Genomic DNA, 15,575 nt, shown 5'->3' on the forward strand with positions numbered 1-15,575 from the left:
GGCGCTGACCACACCGACACAACACAGCACAACCCGGCACGACCCGATCGACGGTGCCGCCCGGCGCCGCGGCCGACCCTGCCCCGAAGGAGACGACATTGGTACGCGCAGTGAGCGCCAACGAGGTGGCGCCGACCCGGCACGCCTGGCCGATCGAGGCGGTGGGTCTGTCGGTGAAGGCCGGCAGGCACCTGGCCGTCAACGGCCTCGACCTGACCCTCGGCACCGGCGTGCACGGGCTGCTCGGCCCGAACGGCGCCGGCAAGAGCACGCTGATGCGGGCCTTGTCCACGGTGGTCAAGCCGCACGGCGGTGTGCTGCGGCTCCTCGGCGCGGACGCCGCCGCGGGCCGTGAGCTGCGACGCGTGCGCAGCCGGCTCGGCTACCTGCCGCAGCAGTTCGGCTTCTACCCCCGCTTCACCGTCCGCGACTACGTCGAGTACCTGGCCTGGTTGCGGGAGATGCCGTCCTCCGCGGTGCCGGCCGCGGCCCAGCGCGCCATCGACCGGGTCCGGCTCACCGACCGCGCCGACACCAAACTCAAGTCGCTGTCCGGTGGCATGCTGCGCCGGGCCGGCATCGCCCAGGCGATCGTCAACGAGCCGGACCTGCTGCTGCTCGACGAGCCGACCGTCGGCCTGGACCCGGAGCAGCGGGTCGAGTTCCGCGAGCTGATCCGCGAGCTCGGCACGGACAACTGCGTCCTGGTCTCCACCCATCTCGTGGAGGACGTGGTGGCCGCATGCTCCGACGTCATCGTCATGGACCGCGGCGCCCTGGTCTTCCAGGGGCTCCCCGCGGACCTGGTCCGCTCCGGCGAGGCCGGTGGCATCGGCGACAGTCCCGCCGAGCGCGGCTACTCGTTCCTGCTCAAGCAGCACCGGGACGCCGCATGATCCGGTCCGTCCGCATCGAGCTGCGCCGCTCCAACGCACCGGTCCTGGCGGTGCTGCTCATCGTCATCGGTGGCCTGTCGGCGGCCAGCATGTACTCCTTCTGGCAGGGACAGTGGCTGCGGTTCGGCTACACCCAGACCACCGGCATGTTCGTGCTGATGCCGCTGGCGCTGGCCGGCGGCGCCGTGCTCGGCCGCCGCGACCGGCGCACCCGCGCCGAGGACCTGATGAACAGCACCGGCCGGCCCCGCTGGCAGCGGGCGCTGCCGGCGATGAGCGCGCTCGGCATCGCCGTCGCGGCGGCGCACCTGGTCGTCCTCGCCGCCGGCGCGGTCCTGGTCGCCGGCACCTACCTGGGGGTCCGCGGCCTCGCCGCCCCGCTGATCGACGTGCTGGTGCTCATCGGCGCGGCCTGGACGGGAGTCGCCGTCGGCCGCCGGTGGTCCTCGCCCCTGGTCGCTCCGGTGCTGGCCGCCGCCGTGCTGGTCGTGCAGTTCGGCGCGTCGGAGGCCGCCCACGGGGGTGACCGGCTGGGGAACCTGGCCCTGCTGATCGACTGGCCGCCGGACTCGCCGTGGGAGACGATGTCGACCCGGCTGCTGCTGAGCCGTCTCGCGCTGGGCGCCGGGCTGCTGCTGACCGGACTGCTCCTCGCGGCGGGCGGGTCGTGGCGGGCTCGGGTGGGTGCGCCCGCCAGCCTGGCCGCCGGCGTGGCGGGGCTGCTGCTGATCGGCACACCGACGGCGGCCGGGACGTGGCAGCTGGATCCGGCGGCGTACCGGTACATCTGCGCCGATGGCGTGCCGCAGGTGTGCGTCACCGCCGTCCACGCGCATCTGCTGCCCGGCGTCACCACCGACGCGCGCCGTGCGCTGCGCGCCCTGGCGAAGCTGCCGGGCGCGCCGACCCGCGCGGTGGAACTGCGGCTGGACACCATCGGCAGCAGCGACAGCGACCAGTGGTACCGGCCGAAGCCGCAGCCGGGCACGGTCCAGTTCCAGCTCGAGATCGACCCTGCCATGGGCCGGGACCCGGACGTGGCCGAGAGCATCGTCATGGGCGGCGGTACCCGGTGGTCCGGCTGCGGCCACGGCGCCGACGAGATCGCACCGGCCGTGGCCGCGGCGTGGCTGCTGGACACCGACGTCGTGCGGCTGTGGGACCCGTGGGTCGGGTACCGGTTCGCGGAGCGCCTCGAACCGGAGATCCGCGCGGGGGTGCAGGCGCTGCGGGCGCTGCCCGGCCCGGAACAGCTGCGGCGGGTGACCGCGCTGCGGGACGCGGCCGCGCGGTGCGAGCCGGACCTGATGCCCGTCCTCACCGGTCAGGCCGCGTCGTGAGCGGCTGGCTGTGGCTCTACCTGCGGTCCCGCCGGGTGCCGGTCGCCCTGGCCGGATCGGCCGGTGCCGTCGCCGTGGTCGCGGCCGCCTGGTCCGGCGTGACGGACCGGGCGGCGGTGCCCGCCGGCCTCGCGGTGCTCACGACGGCGCTGGCGGCGGCGCCGCTCGGCCGACCCTCGCCGGGCACGACCCGGCGCTGGAGCGGACCGCCGCGCTGCCCTGGCCGCCGCGCCGGATCGCGCACCTGGTCGCCTGCGGCGCGGCGGTGGCCGGGTTGCTGGTCGCCGCCCGGGTCCTCGGCGCCGACTTCGGGCCGGTCCCGGTGCTGCTGCGCAACGCGGCCGGACTGGTCGGGCTGGTCGGGCTCGGCGCCGCGCTGGCCGGCGCGCGAGCCGCGTGGCAGGTGCCGATCGCCTGGGCCGCCCTGGCGTCCTTCCTGGCCGCCCCGGGCGGACCGGCGTGGCGGCAGGTGGCGCTGTGGATGGTTCAGGAGCCGGGCAACCGGATCGCCGCGGTCACGGCAGCCGCGTTCCTGACGGCCGGTGTCGTCGCGTACGCGGTGCGGGTGGGCCCGCCGACGGCGCCCGCCGAAGCAACGATGGACCAGTAGCCACGCCGCACCGCCCGGCGGCGATCCGCGCATAACAGTGATTATGGTGTACGCCTTTCGGAGGTAATTACAGGATTATCGGTAATCGCAATACGGCAATGCGGCGTGTCGTCGGATGGGAAACGCCGGGGAACGCCTACGCTCACGGCCGTGAAGGATGCGAAGGAACGTCCCGCGGTGACCGTCCGGGTGGACCAGCCGGACGGTCACCGCGGGACGGGACGCGGGACCGGCCGTGGCGTCGGCCGGGAGACCGCCCGGGAGGCCGGGCAGGACGCGGGGCCGGACGCCGCGCGGACCGGCCCTCAGACGGATACCCGGGATCACCCCCGGACGAACGCGGGCGATGCCGGCCTGGATGCCGGCCTGGACGCCGGTCTGGACGCCGGGAACGGCACGGAGCAGGACGGCGACGAACGGCCGTGTGCGCACTGTGGCCGGCCGGTGCCGCAGCGCAACGCGGCCGGTAGGCCGTTCCGGTACTGCCGTGACAACGACGGAGAGTGCCAGCGCGCCGCCCGCAACGCCCGGCTGCGGCACCGGGCCTCCCCCGGGCTGAGCGGGCAGGTGGCCCGCGCGTTCGAGGTCGCCGAACGCCTCGACCAGGTCGTGGAGACCCTGGTGGAGGCGTTGCACGCGGAGCTGTCCCCGGCCGGGGTCGAGCGGCAGATCGCGCACGCCCGCGCCGAGGCCGCCGCCGGGGTGCTCTCAGCGCACGCCGAACGCGACGACGCCCGCGCCGCCGTGCAGCAGGCCGACGCGGCGGTGAAGGCCGCACGGTCCGCGACCCGCGCGGCGGAGGCGGCCGCCGCGGCGGCCCGGGAGGAGACCGCGGCCGCGCACGCCGGCGCCGACGAGGCCCGCCGCGACGCGCAGGCCGCGCACCTGGCCGCCGAGGACGCCCGGCACACCGCCCAGGTCGCGACGGACGAGGCGGCCGTCCTGGTCGCCGAGGCGCAGCACGCCGCCGCGCGGACCGTCGCCGACGCCGAACGCGACGCCGCGCGCCGGGTCGACGCGGCGCAGGCCGCGGCCCGTGACGCCGACGCGGCCGCGGCCGTCGCGGGGTCGAACGCGACGCGGCCCGCCGGGAGGCGGCGACGGAGGCGGCGCTGCGCGCGGAGGCGTACCGGGAACGTGACACCGCCCGCGCCGCCGCCGACACGGCAGTGCGGGACCGGGAGGCGGTCGAACGGGCCCTGGCCGGCCGCACGGAGGAGGCGGCCCGGCTGCGGCGGCGCCTCGAGCAGGCGCAGGCGGCCATGGACCGGCTCCAGGAGGACACCACCCGCCTGCAGGGTGAGACCCGCCGGTTGGAGGGTGAACTGGACCGGGCGAGGGACCGCGCCGAGGATCTGCGCGGGCAGCTGGCGCGGGCGGTGGAGCGGGAGGTGACCGGTCAGGCGCTGCTGCAGCAGCAGCTGGCGACGCTCAGCGGGGCGCTGGCGCAACTGACCGGTTCCCGTCAACCGGGACAGACACCTGCCGAAACTACCGGTGGTGAGGCGCGCCACGGCGCCGCCTAACTGGTCGATCATTGAAACCCAACGTAAAATAACCGTACCGACCCGGCGACTGGACTACCGCAGGTCCCGGAAGGTCGTGTAATCTGCCCGCCCGCAGTGGGAATCGTCAGACCACGTGGTGTCGTTGGTTACAACGAAGCGCAACACGATTCGAAGGGGAAGACCGACCATGGGCGAGCGCATGCTGCGCGGCAGCCGTCTCGGAGCCGTCAGCTACGAGTCCGACCGCAACACCGAGCTGGCTCCGCGTCAGACCCGAGAATACCTGTGCGCCAAGGGGCACCAGTTCGAGGTGCCGTTCGCCGTCGACGCCGAGGTCCCCATGACCTGGGAGTGCAAGTTCGACGGCAGCGTCGCACGGCTGGTCGACGGCAACGAGCCGGAGGCGAAGAAGGCGAAGCCGCCGCGCACCCACTGGGACATGCTGCTGGAGCGGCGCTCGATCGCGGAGCTCGAGGACATCCTCAATGAGCGCCTCGAAGAGGTCCGCCACCGCCGTGGCCGCTCAGCCTGAGCGGCGGGACAACCGCATAAGCACGCAGGACAGCAAGGACGCCCCGGCGGTCGGTGACCGCCGGGGCGCTCTGCGTGCCGACTGCGGCAGCTGCTTCGGGTTGTGCTGCGTCGCGCCGGCGTTCGCCCGGTCCGCGGACTTCGCGATCGACAAGCCCGCCGGCCACGCCTGCCCGAACCTCGCGTCGGGGACCGACGGGTTCGGCTGCGGCATCCACACCGAGCTGCGCCAGCGGGGGTTCGCCGGCTGCACCGTCTACGACTGTTTCGGCGCCGGGCAGAAGGTCGCCCAGGTGACGTTCGCCGGCAGGGACTGGCGGCGGGCACCGGGCTCGGCGCCGCTGATGTTCGCCGTGTTCGCGACCATGCGGCACCTGCACGAGCTGCTGTGGTACCTGACCGAGGCCCGTGACCTGGCCGCCGCCGCACCGCTGCACGCCAGGCTCGACGACGCGCTCGCCGAGACCCGCCGCCTCACCGACCTGCCCGCCGACGCGCTCGCCGCCGTCGACGTCGACGCGCACCGCATGTCCGTGGTGCCGCTGCTGCGGCAGGCCGGCGAACTGGCCAGGGCGCGCGTGCGGGGCAGGCGGCAGGCGTACCAGGGCAGAAACGTCGTCGGCAAGGACCTGCGGCGCACCGATCTGCGGGCCGCGGACCTGCGGGGCGCGTCAGCGGTCGGTGCCGACCTGCGCGGCGCAGACCTGACCGGCGCCGACGTCACCGGCGCGGACCTGCGCGGCGCCGACCTGCGGGGCGCGGACCTGCGCGGTGCCCTGTTCCTGATCCAGTCGCAGCTGGACGCGGCCCGTGGTGACGGCGCGACCCGGCTGCCGGCGACGCTCAGCCGCCCCGGCCACTGGACAGCGCGTCGCTGACCGTGTCGTGGACCGGTATCCGGCCGGTGAGCCCGACCGTGTCCAGCAGCCCCGCCAGGAACGGCGACGGCGCCGCCAGCCGCAGGTAGCCTCCGTCGGCGACGCACCGGTTGTGGCTGTACGCGAAGGTCCCGAGCCCGACCGAGTCGCAGAACTCGACGTCGCCGAGGTCCACCACGATCCGGGATCTGCCGCGGTCCAGCGCACCGTGCATCGCCTCACGTAACCGGGGGGCGGAGTCGATGTCGAGGGCGCCGCGCAGCGCGACGAGCACGACACCGTCAGCACAGTCCGTCACTGCAACATCCATCACTCGATCCTGCACCGGTTCAGTCCACTCCGCAGCACAGCGGGTACGTTGCCGCCATGCTCGCCCGTCTCCTCACGGCCGCGACCCTGGCCCGGACCGCGGACGCGGGGGGTGGGGTCGCGCTGCTCCTCGCGTCGGTGCGGCACACCGGCGACCCTGCGCTGGGCGCGCTGGTCCTGGCCGCGGTGATGGTCCCGCACGTGCTCGCCGGCCCGTTCGTCGGGCTCGTCACCGACCGGGCCCGCCGCCCGGGCCTCGTCCACGCGGGGTTCGCGGCCCTGTTCGGGGTCACGCTCGGTGCGGTGCTGCTGCTGACGGGTGTCGCGCCGCTGCCGCTCGTCGTCGTCCTCGCCCTCGTCGCCGGCGGGTGCGGCCCGATGATCTTCGGTGGTCTGTCGAGCCGCCTGGATGACGTGGTACCGCCGGCGCGCCGCCCGCACGCACGCGGCCTGGACGCGGCGACGTACAACGTGGCGGAGATCGCCGGTCCGGCGGCCGGGGCGCTGCTGGTGGCGGCGTTCGGGGTGCCGGTCGCCGCGGCGGTGCTGTCCGGTGCGTGCCTGCTCGCGGCGGCCGCGCTGCTCACGGTCGCCGACACCCCCGCCCCGGTCGCCGCGGCAGCCACCCCGGCAGCCACCCCGGCAGCCACTGCGGTGACCGCCGCCGGCCCGGTCGCCGCGCCGGCACCCGTGTTCGCGGCCGGTGGCGACGCCGCCGGGCGTGCCGCGCCGTCCGACGCGGCGGTCGCGGTGGTCCCCGGCGGGCCCGCGGAACAGTCGGAACAGTCGGAGCGGCCGGAGCGGCCGGAGCGGTCGGCGCGGTCGGAGCGGCCGGCGCGGGTCGGGGTCCGGGACGGCCTGGCGGCGATCGTGCGCAGCCGCCCGCTGCTGGCGGTGACGGCGGCGACGGCGGTGGCCGCGTACGGCGCCGGGATGATCGCGCCGGTCGCCGTCGTGCTCGGGGTCGCCACCGGCCGCCCGGCGGGTGGCGGTCTGCTGGTCACGGCCCTCGGGGTCGGTGCGTTGTGCGGATCGCTGCTGGTGGCGCGGTTCCCGGTCCGTCTCCCGCCGCACCTGGTCGCGGTGGCGTGCCTGGTCGGGGTCGGCGCGGCGTTCGCCGGTCTCGCCGGTGCGGTCCTCGCCGCGGTGCCGTGGCCGGTGCTCGTCGGCGTGTTCGCGGTGGCCGGGGTCCTGGACGGTCCGCTGCTGTCCTCGGTGCTGCAGGTCCGGTCGCAGGAGGCGCCGCCGGGGACCCGCACGCAGGTGTTCACGCTCGGCGCCGGGATCAAGCTGACCGCGGCGTCGGTCGGTGCGGCCACGTTCACCCTGGTCGCGGGCGCGCCGCCGGCGGCGCTGGTCGGGGTGCTCGCCGCCAGTCACCTGCTGGCCGCCGCCCTCGGCGGTGTGCTGCTGCGGGCCCGGCGCAGAACACGATAATGGCGATGTCGAGAACCGGGGCGCGGCTGCGTCCCCGTAGCGGACACGGCGACGACGCCCGTGCCGCATCGAGGAGATCATGATGGCCAAGTACCTGCTGCTGAAGCATTACCGGGGCGCGCCGGCGCCGACGAACGACGTGCCGATGGACCAGTGGACGCCGCAGGAGGTGACGGCGCACGTGCAGTACATGCGGGACTTCGCCGCGCGGCTGGAGCGCAGCGGCGAGTTCGTCGACGGTCAGGAGCTGTCGCCGGACGGGGTGTTCGTCCGCGCCGACGGTGCGGTGCGGACCCCGGTGACCGACGGGCCGTTCGCGGAGACGAAGGACCTGATCGCCGGTTGGATGGTGATCGACGTCGACACGTACGAGCGGGCCCTGGAACTGGCCGCCGAACTGTCCGCGGCGCCGGGCGCGGGCGGCGAGCCGATCAACGAGTGGCTGGAGCTGCGGCCGTTCCTGTCCGCCGGCCCGGCGTGCGTGGAGTGACGCGTGGTCGATGAGGTCCTGTTGCGGACCCTCACCCCGACGGTGATCGGCGTGCTCGTGCGCCGCGGAGCTGACTTCGCGGCGGCCGAGGACGCGGTGCAGGACGCGCTGGTCGAGGCGGTGCGGGTGTGGCCGGGTGACCCGCCGCGGGATCCGAAGGGCTGGCTGGTCACCGTCGCGTGGCGCAAGTTCCTGGACGCGGCCCGCGCCGACACGTCCCGGCGGCTGCGGGAGGTCCGCGTCGACGGCGAGCCGGAGCCCGGCCCGGCGGAGGTGGCCGACGACACGCTGCAGCTGTACTTCCTGTGCGCGCACCCGTCGCTGACCCCGGCGTCGGCGGTCGCGCTGACCCTGCGGGCGGTCGGCGGCCTGACGACGCGGCAGATCGCGGAGGCGTACCTGGTGCCGGAGGCGACGATGGCGCAGCGGATCAGCCGGGCGAAGCGGACCGTGGCGGGGGTGCGGTTCAACCAGCCCGGTGACGTGGCCACGGTGCTGCGGGTGCTGTACCTGGTGTTCAACGAGGGCTACTCCGGCGACGTGGACCTGGCCGCGGAGGCGATCCGGCTGACCCGTGAGCTGGCCGCGAGGACCGGTCATGCGGAGGTTGCGGGGCTGCTCGCGCTGATGCTGCTGCACCATGCGCGGCGCCCGGCCCGTACCGGCGCCGACGGCCGGCTCGTCCCGCTCGCCGAGCAGGACCGTGGCCTGTGGGACACCGGCATGATCGCCGAGGGCGTCGTCGTGCTGCAGGCGGCGCTGGCCCGGGACCGGCTGGGCGAGTTCCAGGCGCAGGCGGCGATCGCGGCGTTGCACGCCGACGCCCGTCGCGCCGAGGAGACCGACTGGGTGCAGATCGTCGAGTGGTACGACGAGCTGGTGCGGCTCACGGGCAACCCGGTGGTGCTGCTGAACCGGGCCGTCGCGGTCGGTGAGGCCGACGGGGCGCGGGCGGGTCTGGCGGCCCTGGCGGGCGTGGATGCGTCCCTGCCGCGCTACACGGCGGTCGCGGCGTACCTGCACGAGCGTGACGGTGACCCGGTCGCCGCGGCCCGCCTGTACGCGCAGGCGGCCCGGGCGGCGTCGAACCTCGCCGAACGCGACCATCTGACCCGGCAGGCGGCCCGCCTCAACGCGCGGCTGCGTGGCTGAGCCCGGCACGGACGCCGGCGGGCGGCACCCCTGTGATGTGGGGTGCCGCCCGCCGTGGGTGGTGCCGTGGTGTCAGACGCGGTGCCGGCGGCCGCCGTACTCGTGTGCGATCAGGATGTACTTGTTGCGGCCGATGCGGTAGCAGTCGGAGTCGTCCCACAGGTGGCGCTGCTCGCCGATCCAGCCGACCCAGTTGCAGGCCTTCTTGGACCGAAACGTGTCGACGGCCCAGGACTGGACCCAGCCGTTGTTGCGGCGGTGGCCGTCGAAGGTGCCGTGCCAGCGGCCGCCGCCGCTGTTGCCCATGCCGCCGGGCCAGTGGCTGCCGCCACCACCGCCGCCGGTGCCTCCGCCGCCACCCCCGCCGCCACCGCCGGGCGGCGGGGCCTGGATGGCGGTGGTGTTGCTGTCAGCGCTGGGCGCGGCCGACGCGGCTGTGGCGCCGAGGCCGATGATCGAGCCCGCGGCGAGCGTCAAGCTCGCCAGGGCCATGAACCGTTGTGCGTTTCGCATCTCTGACTCCCCCTCGTGTCGTGATGACGCGATTACACTATGTAGTTGAAAGCCGCATTTCTCGCAAAACGCGTCATCCTTTCAGCCAAAGGCTGAAGGACGTCAGGCCAGCCGGTGACCGCTGTCAGGCCAGCTCGTTGTATGCGGGTCGCTGCACGCGAGACCTACGGCAGACGCAGTTCCAGGACCGTCCCGCCGGCCGTGAACGGCTCCCGCCCCGTGACGGTGAACCCGGCCCGCGTGTACGTCCGCAGCGCCGCGTCGTTGCCGGCGCCGACCTCGAGCTCGACCCGCCGGGCGGCACGCTGCCGCGCCCATCCGGTGACGGCGCCGACGAGCCGGCCGGCGACGCCCCGGCCACGCGCGGACGGGCACACCCACATGCTGATCAGGTGGGTGACGTCGGGTTCCGCGGGCGTCACCCACGCGCACGCGATCCCGACGGGTTCGGCGCCGTCGAACGCGGCGAACGCGCTGCCGTGCCACGGCCAGTCCCTCCAGCCGGCCTCGCCGCGGCCGGCCTCACGGGCGTGGCTGCTGGCGAACGCGGCCGGGCTGTCGAGCAGCGCGGCGAGCCTCAGATGCCGTTTGAGCTGCCATTCGTCGCTGGTGAGCGGGCGGGTGTCCACACCCCGCCGGTTCGTACGCCGGGACACCACCGGGATCTTCTCACCGTGCGGCGTGGTCGGTGTCCAGCTGTTCCAGCACCGGGCGCACGACGTCGTCGAGGTGCCGCACGAGCACGGCGACGGCGCGTTCGGCGGCGGCGTCCAGGTGCCGGTCCTCGGTCGGGGTCGGCAGCCCGTCCAGGGGCAGCGGCGTCTCCAGCAGCAGCGTGCCCCGCAGGTGCGGGTGCCGGCTGAGGTCCCGCGCGGAAGGCTGCACGAACTGCCCGAACAGCTCCGGCCAGCCGCGCCACCCGCGGTCCCGCCACCAGGTGCGGGTCGCGGTCAGCGGCGCCGGCAGCGGCGACACCAGCTCCACCCTGGCGGTCAGCCCGCCGTCGAACGGGTTGCGCAGGCACACCGCGGTCAGGACCCGCCGGTGCCAGCGCACGTACCCGGGGTCCAGCATCGGCGGGGTGGCGGCGGCCCAGGCGACGCACGCGAACCCGACGGGTGCGATGTCGCCGATGGTGCCGGCGAAGTCCGCCGCCCGGTCCCGCACGGCGCCGAGGTACCGGTCCCGGTCGCGGTCCACCCAGAACGTCTTCACACCTTGCGACGGTAGCCCGTCGAAGGTCAACCCGCGTCCAGGACCGCACCCATCACGGCCCGCCGCAGGGCGGGGCTGCACAGCAGGTCGGTGCTGTCAGCGAACTGGTCGATGCCACCCACCGGGGGCAGCGCCGCCACCGCCGGGTCGGTGATGGCGGCGTGCAGCGCGGCGGCGAACCGCCCCGCGTCGATCACCTGATACGGCCTGTCGAAGTACGCGCGGCGGGTCGGGTCGACCGGTTCGGCGAGCCCGAGCGTGTTCTGCCGCCGCCCGGCGTCCTCGAACGCCGGGCACAGGTCACCGACGTCGACGCCCGCACCCGGCAGGGCCGCGTGGGCGGTGCCGAGCCACTTGCTGTACGGCGGGTACCGGCGCTCCTGCAGCAGTCGCAGCCGCATCACGTGCCGCGCCAGTCTCGCCGTGACCACCTGGCCACCCAGGACGTCTCCCGCCTCGGCGGCCCGGCCGGGAAACGCCTCCTCCTGCGCCAGGTGCGTCCACTGCGCCGCCAGCACGTACCGCCACACGTCATCCGGATACCAGGCCACGGCGGCCCGCAGCGCGGTCAGGTCACCGGTGTCGTCGTGGTACACCGCGCCCGCCGTCGTTTCGGCGAACACCTGGGTGGGGGTGGCGAGCCAGTCCAGCAGCGTCCCGCGGAACGGCGCCCCGAACTGGGCGACGGTCCAGTCTGCGACGGTGGTGACCTCGACGCGGTGCGCGACCGGCCCGTCGGTCGCCGTCATCACCCGCACCCGCGCGTCCGGCGGCGTGAAGTGCGTCGGCCACCCCAGGACGTGCTTCGGCAGCCGCTCCCGCAGCATCGCGCCGATCCCGGCGCCGTGCCGTGCCGCGTCGGCCGCGGTGAGGAACAGGGTGAGCCGCGGCCCCCAGTCGTGGTCGGTGGACCGGGCGGTGTCGTAGCCGAGCACCTCGCTGCCGGGCCCGATGCGGGCGGCGGCGTGCGGCAGCCCCGGATACGCCTCGTCCAGCAGCGGCGCGACCGCGTCGCGGTAGAACACCTCGCACAGCGCGAGACCCGGCAGGAACACCCCGGTCACAGGACGAGGGCCGGGTGGCGGGGGTCGTCGGCGCGCACGACGATGTCGGCGTACTCCTGCGGCATCACCTCGTCGTGGTACCGCTGGAACGCCGGCAGTGTCCACTGCATTTCCGGCGGCGTGCGCCGGGCGATCGCCGCCGCGCTCTGCGTGAGGTGGACGGTGACGTCGAAGTCGAGGCCGGCGCCGAGCAGCATCGTGCCGGACAGCACCACGATCCCGCCGGCGGGCAGCTGCACGTACGGGGCGCGGGTCGCCCGGTCGGTGACGGGGTCCCACAGCGACGGCAGGACCCGTCCGGTGCCGCCGGCCTTCGCGGGGGTGAGGACCTCCCGGGTGACGGCCCGCAGGTCCAGCCAGTCCTCGTAGTACGCGTCGGGGTTGGTGCGGCCCCGCTCCAGCCGCAGCGACGCGGCCCGCAGGAACCCGCCGGCGCGGATGTGGACCGCGTGCCCGCCGTCGGCGCGCAGCTGCTCCACGACGCGTTCGGCGAGGACGTCGGCGCCGGAGGTGGGGGCGCCGTCGACGGCGACCCTGGTCGCGTGGGCCAGCTCGACCCGGGCGGCGATGTCGGCGGCGAGCCCGCCGACGGTGACGGGGCGGGCCTTCACGCGCTGTGGTGGCGGTGCTGCGGGTCGATCACGTCCCCTTCGATGACCTCACCCTGCAGGACCTCACCGTGCGGCTGCGAGCCCGGCTGCTGCGGCACCGTCCCCTGCGCGGGGTCGGCGCGGGTCGCCTTCACGATCCGCGGCCCGAACAGGTCACCGGCCGCCGCCGCGGAGATCCGCGACTCGGTGGCGCGGCGGACCTGCCGCCCGGTGAACGCCCGCACCGGCGGGATGAGCAGCAGCAGCCCGGCCGCGTCGGTGATGAACCCGGGCGCGAGCAGCAGCAGCGCCCCGGCGAGCCCGGCGACGCCGGTGCCGGCGTCACCGCCGGGTGGGCGGCCTTCGCTGACCGCCGCCCGCAGCCGCCGCCACGCCCGGACCCCTTCACGTTTGGCGAGGACCGCGCCGAGGACCGTGGTCGCGGCCCCGGCCAGGACCGCCCACCACCAGCCGATCGCGTGGGCGACCAGCACGAACACGGTGATCTCTGCGATCACCAGCAGCAGCGCGCCGGCGGCGGCGAATCCGAACGTCCGCATGGTCGTGTCCTCAGCTGCCCTGCCGGGCGTCGGCGCGCGCGTCGCGGGGCCCGCCGCCGGCAACCGCGCGGCGCACCGCCTCCCAGCGGGCGGTCGCGCCCCAGACGGTGACCCGCCACAACGCCTCCCGCACGATCGACGAGCTCATCTTCGAGTGCCCGCGTTGCCGTTCGGCGAACGTGATCGGGACCTCCTGGACGCGGAACCCGTCGCGGAACGACCGCCACGCGAGGTCGACCTGGAAGCAGTACCCCTGCGACGCGATCGACTCGATCTCGATCTTGCTCAGGACCGGGGTCCGGTACGCCCGGTAGCCGCCGGTCGCGTCGCGGAACGGCATGCCGAGCGCGATCCGCACGTACAGGTTGCCACTGCGGGAGATCAGGTGCCGGTGCATCGGCCACCCGACGGTCTTGCCGCCCTTCACGTACCGGGACCCGAGCACGACGTCGGCCTCGCCGAGCGCGTCGAGGAGCTTCGGCAGCTCCTCCGGGGCGTGGGAGCCGTCGGCGTCCATCTCCACGACGGCGTCGTAGTCGTGTTCGGTGCCCCACGCGAACCCCGCCATGTACGCCGCGCCGAGCCCCTGTTTCCCGGGCCGGTGCAGCACGTGCACGGCCGGGTCGGCCGCGGCGAGTTCGTCGGCGATGCGCCCGGTCCCGTCGGGGCTGTCGTCGTCGGCGACGAGCACGTCCACGGCGGGGGTGGCGGCACGGACCCGCTCCACGATGAGCCGCAGGTTGTCGGCCTCGTTGTAGGTGGGGATGATGACGAGGACCCTGCCGACCCCGGGGTACTGGTTCACGCCTCGGTCGGTTGCGCTCACACGTCCTCCTCGGTTGGGTGCTGCCGGGCGCGCCGGCGGACCGCTGCGGCGGCCACCAAGGCGGCAATACCCAGCATCACGATCACATATTCGGGTCCGGCGCCGAGCCTCGTCGCAAGCGTACGGGCGGAGCCGAGGCGCAGCTCGGCGACGATGACGGCACCCTCGTTGAACTTCGTCTCCTGGTGGGTGCCGCCGGCGGCGTCGACGAACGCGGAGATCCCGACGGTGGACGCCATGAGCGCGTCCCGGCCGTGTTCGACGGCCCGCAGCCGCACCATCGCCAGCTGCTGACGCGCCTCGGCCTCGTCGAACGTGGCGTTGTTCGTCTGGACGGCCAGCAGCTGCGCGCCGCCGGTGACGGTGTCACGCACGATGCTGTCGTAGGCGACCTCGAAGCAGATGACGTCACCGACGGTCGCCGGCCCGACCCGCAGCACCCCGGGGGTGTCCCCGGCGGTCATGTCGGAGACCCGGTCGACCTCTTTGCTCACCATCCGGGCGATGTCCCGCAGCGGCATCGTCTCCGCGAACGGCACCGGGTGCCGTTTGGTGTACCGGCCGGACACGCCGCCCTGCCGCGGGTTGCCGGCGGCGTCGACGTCGGGTTCCCAGACGAGCCCGGCGTTCTCGACACCGACGGCGGGGTCGGTGAGGACGGCACCGACGAGGATCGGCACGCCGACGGCCCGGGCGGCGGTCTGGATCGCGGCGGCGGCGTCGCGGTTGCGCAGCGGGTCGATGTCGGAGGAGTTCTCCGGCCACACGACGAGGTCGGGGCGGCGGGCGCCGTCCTGGGTGACGGCCCGGCCGAGCTCGACGGTGGCCCGCACGTGGTTGTCCAGCACGGCGCGGCGCTGCTCGTTGAAGTCCAGGCCGAGCCGCGGCACGTTGCCCTGCACGACGGCGACGTACACGCCGGTGCCGTGCGGCCGCTGCACCGGCACCAGCAGCGCCGCAGCGACGAGCAGCGCGGCGACGGCGGGCGCGGCGAGAAGGTTCACCCGCTGATCCCACCCGCGGGTTACGTCGCCGGCGGGGCCCTGCCGGGGTGTGCTGATGGCATGCACGAACGGCACGGCGAGGAGGGCACCGGTGAGCGCGACGGCGAACGTGACGAGAGGTGCCCCGCCGGCCGCGGCGAGGCGCAGCAGCGGTGACGTGTCCTGGCTGAACGCGAGCCTGCCCCACGGGAACCCGCCGAACGGTGCCCGGTCCCGCAGCGCCTCCTGCGCCGTCCACAGCGCCGCCAGGGCCGGCGCCCACATCCACGCGCGGCGCCGCAGGGGGCTGACCCAGGCGGTGGCGGCGCCGAGCAGCCCGATGAACAGTGCCTGCAACGCTGACAGCAGCAGCCACGGGACCATGCCGGTGTGCAGGTTCGTCCAGGACAGCAGCGGGGTGAAGAACAGGGCGCCGGTGAGGGTGCCGAGCCCGAACCCGGCCCGCAGCCGCCGCCCGTGCACGGACGCGGCGGCCAGCGCGACGGCGACGGGCGCCGCCCACCACCATCCGTACGGCGGGAACGCGACGAGCATCACAGGCCCGGCGGCGGCGGCGAGGAGCACCGCGACCCACAGCGGCGGCACCGCCCGCCCCACGGCACCGGCGTCGCCCGCCACGGCGGGTGCAGCGGGTGCGGCCGGGGTGTGCCCG

At 75.0% G+C, this 15,575-nt stretch carries 19 protein-coding genes; 10 read left to right on the forward strand and 9 right to left on the reverse strand.

Translation table 11 applies throughout. The annotated features are described in order from the left end of the window. Positions 1-98 precede the first annotated feature (98 nt). From OHA72_RS40805 to OHA72_RS40835, 7 genes are all read left to right on the forward strand, one after another. Positions 99-896 carry an ABC transporter ATP-binding protein gene (locus OHA72_RS40805; protein ID WP_327001435.1) on the forward strand — a complete coding sequence of 266 codons (798 nt, stop codon included), beginning with the start codon at positions 99-101 and terminating at the stop codon, positions 894-896. Further along, positions 893-2,236, forward strand: coding sequence for a hypothetical protein (locus OHA72_RS40810; protein ID WP_327001436.1), 1,344 nt, complete (start codon positions 893-895; stop codon positions 2,234-2,236). Before OHA72_RS40805 ends, OHA72_RS40810 begins: the two co-directional genes overlap by 4 nt. 10 nt (positions 2,237-2,246) lie before the next feature. Then, the gene (locus tag OHA72_RS40815) at positions 2,247-2,846 is read left to right on the forward strand and encodes a hypothetical protein (protein ID WP_327001437.1); all 600 of its coding nucleotides are present in this window, start codon (positions 2,247-2,249) and stop codon (positions 2,844-2,846) included. 150 nt (positions 2,847-2,996) lie between these two features. After that, on the forward strand, positions 2,997-4,241 hold the full coding sequence (locus tag OHA72_RS40820) for a hypothetical protein (RefSeq protein WP_327001438.1): 1,245 nt from the start codon (positions 2,997-2,999) through the stop codon (positions 4,239-4,241). Continuing rightward, the gene (locus OHA72_RS40825; protein WP_327001439.1) at positions 4,238-4,372 is read left to right on the forward strand and encodes a hypothetical protein; all 135 of its coding nucleotides are present in this window, start codon (positions 4,238-4,240) and stop codon (positions 4,370-4,372) included. Before OHA72_RS40820 ends, OHA72_RS40825 begins: the two co-directional genes overlap by 4 nt. 169 nt (positions 4,373-4,541) lie before the next feature. Further along, positions 4,542-4,886 carry an RNA polymerase-binding protein RbpA gene (locus OHA72_RS40830; RefSeq protein WP_033364323.1) on the forward strand — a complete coding sequence of 115 codons (345 nt, stop codon included), beginning with the start codon at positions 4,542-4,544 and terminating at the stop codon, positions 4,884-4,886. Continuing rightward, entirely contained in the window at positions 4,840-5,763 is a 924-nt protein-coding gene (locus tag OHA72_RS40835) for a pentapeptide repeat-containing protein (RefSeq protein ID WP_327001440.1), read from the forward strand. Before OHA72_RS40830 ends, OHA72_RS40835 begins: the two co-directional genes overlap by 47 nt. On the opposite strand, the gene OHA72_RS40840 is transcribed toward OHA72_RS40835, so the two are convergent. Then, entirely contained in the window at positions 5,729-6,061 is a 333-nt protein-coding gene (locus OHA72_RS40840; protein ID WP_327001441.1) for an STAS domain-containing protein, read from the reverse strand. The two genes, OHA72_RS40835 and OHA72_RS40840, sit on opposite strands and share 35 nt — an antisense overlap. A gap of 68 nt (positions 6,062-6,129) precedes the next feature. On the opposite strand from OHA72_RS40840, the gene OHA72_RS40845 reads away from it, so the two are divergent. From OHA72_RS40845 to OHA72_RS40855, 3 genes are all read left to right on the forward strand, one after another. After that, positions 6,130-7,509, forward strand: coding sequence for an MFS transporter (locus OHA72_RS40845; RefSeq protein ID WP_327001442.1), 1,380 nt, complete (start codon positions 6,130-6,132; stop codon positions 7,507-7,509). Positions 7,510-7,591: 82 nt separating this feature from the next. Continuing rightward, positions 7,592-7,999: a YciI family protein gene (locus tag OHA72_RS40850; protein WP_327001443.1), complete on the forward strand. Its 408-nt coding sequence runs from the start codon at positions 7,592-7,594 to the stop codon at positions 7,997-7,999. Positions 8,000-8,002: 3 nt separating this feature from the next. Beyond that, positions 8,003-9,151 (forward strand): RNA polymerase sigma factor, encoded by a 1,149-nt coding sequence (locus OHA72_RS40855; protein ID WP_327001444.1) that lies wholly within the window; start codon positions 8,003-8,005, stop codon positions 9,149-9,151. Positions 9,152-9,223: 72 nt separating this feature from the next. Here OHA72_RS40855 and OHA72_RS40860 read toward each other — a convergent pair whose 3' ends face one another. The 8 genes from OHA72_RS40860 to lnt all read right to left on the reverse strand — a co-directional run bounded on the left by OHA72_RS40860 (position 9,224) and on the right by lnt (position 15,541). Beyond that, a complete protein-coding gene (locus tag OHA72_RS40860) occupies positions 9,224-9,664 on the reverse strand; it encodes a hypothetical protein (protein ID WP_327001445.1) in 441 nt (146 codons plus the stop codon). Between the two features lie 164 nt (positions 9,665-9,828). Next, entirely contained in the window at positions 9,829-10,320 is a 492-nt protein-coding gene (locus OHA72_RS40865; protein WP_327001446.1) for a GNAT family N-acetyltransferase, read from the reverse strand. Between the two features lie 13 nt (positions 10,321-10,333). Beyond that, on the reverse strand, positions 10,334-10,879 hold the full coding sequence (locus OHA72_RS40870; RefSeq protein WP_327001447.1) for a hypothetical protein: 546 nt from the start codon (positions 10,877-10,879) through the stop codon (positions 10,334-10,336). 26 nt (positions 10,880-10,905) lie between these two features. Beyond that, positions 10,906-11,943: a DUF4037 domain-containing protein gene (locus OHA72_RS40875; protein WP_327001448.1), complete on the reverse strand. Its 1,038-nt coding sequence runs from the start codon at positions 11,941-11,943 to the stop codon at positions 10,906-10,908. Continuing rightward, complete coding sequence (locus OHA72_RS40880) at positions 11,940-12,554, reverse strand: nucleoside/nucleotide kinase family protein (protein ID WP_327001449.1); 615 nt, start codon at positions 12,552-12,554, stop codon at positions 11,940-11,942. Before OHA72_RS40880 ends, OHA72_RS40875 begins: the two co-directional genes overlap by 4 nt. Then, positions 12,551-13,093: an FxsA family protein gene (locus OHA72_RS40885; protein ID WP_327001450.1), complete on the reverse strand. Its 543-nt coding sequence runs from the start codon at positions 13,091-13,093 to the stop codon at positions 12,551-12,553. The genes OHA72_RS40880 and OHA72_RS40885 overlap by 4 nt, the downstream gene beginning before the upstream one ends. Positions 13,094-13,103: 10 nt before the next feature. Beyond that, positions 13,104-13,919, reverse strand: coding sequence for a polyprenol monophosphomannose synthase (locus OHA72_RS40890; protein WP_327001451.1), 816 nt, complete (start codon positions 13,917-13,919; stop codon positions 13,104-13,106). After that, entirely contained in the window at positions 13,916-15,541 is a 1,626-nt protein-coding gene (gene lnt, locus OHA72_RS40895; RefSeq protein WP_327001452.1) for an apolipoprotein N-acyltransferase, read from the reverse strand. Before lnt ends, OHA72_RS40890 begins: the two co-directional genes overlap by 4 nt. Positions 15,542-15,575: the final 34 nt, after the last annotated feature.

The organism is Dactylosporangium sp. NBC_01737 (assembly GCF_035963215.1).
In the GTDB taxonomy this organism is placed as follows: Bacteria; Actinomycetota; Actinomycetes; order Mycobacteriales; family Micromonosporaceae; genus Dactylosporangium.

What these genes read in the sequence shown, in the direction of transcription:
- OHA72_RS40850 (WP_327001443.1), top strand. Translation starts at nt 7,592, where the DNA reads ATGGCCAAGTACCTGCTGCTGAAGCATTACCGGGGCGCGCCGGCGCCG.
- OHA72_RS40860 (WP_327001445.1), bottom strand. Translation starts at nt 9,664, where the DNA reads ATGCGAAACGCACAACGGTTCATGGCCCTGGCGAGCTTGACGCTCGCC.
- OHA72_RS40830 (WP_033364323.1), top strand. Translation starts at nt 4,542, where the DNA reads ATGGGCGAGCGCATGCTGCGCGGCAGCCGTCTCGGAGCCGTCAGCTAC.
- OHA72_RS40835 (WP_327001440.1), top strand. Translation starts at nt 4,840, where the DNA reads ATGAGCGCCTCGAAGAGGTCCGCCACCGCCGTGGCCGCTCAGCCTGAG.
- OHA72_RS40885 (WP_327001450.1), bottom strand. Translation starts at nt 13,093, where the DNA reads ATGCGGACGTTCGGATTCGCCGCCGCCGGCGCGCTGCTGCTGGTGATC.
- OHA72_RS40845 (WP_327001442.1), top strand. Translation starts at nt 6,130, where the DNA reads ATGCTCGCCCGTCTCCTCACGGCCGCGACCCTGGCCCGGACCGCGGAC.
- OHA72_RS40810 (WP_327001436.1), top strand. Translation starts at nt 893, where the DNA reads ATGATCCGGTCCGTCCGCATCGAGCTGCGCCGCTCCAACGCACCGGTC.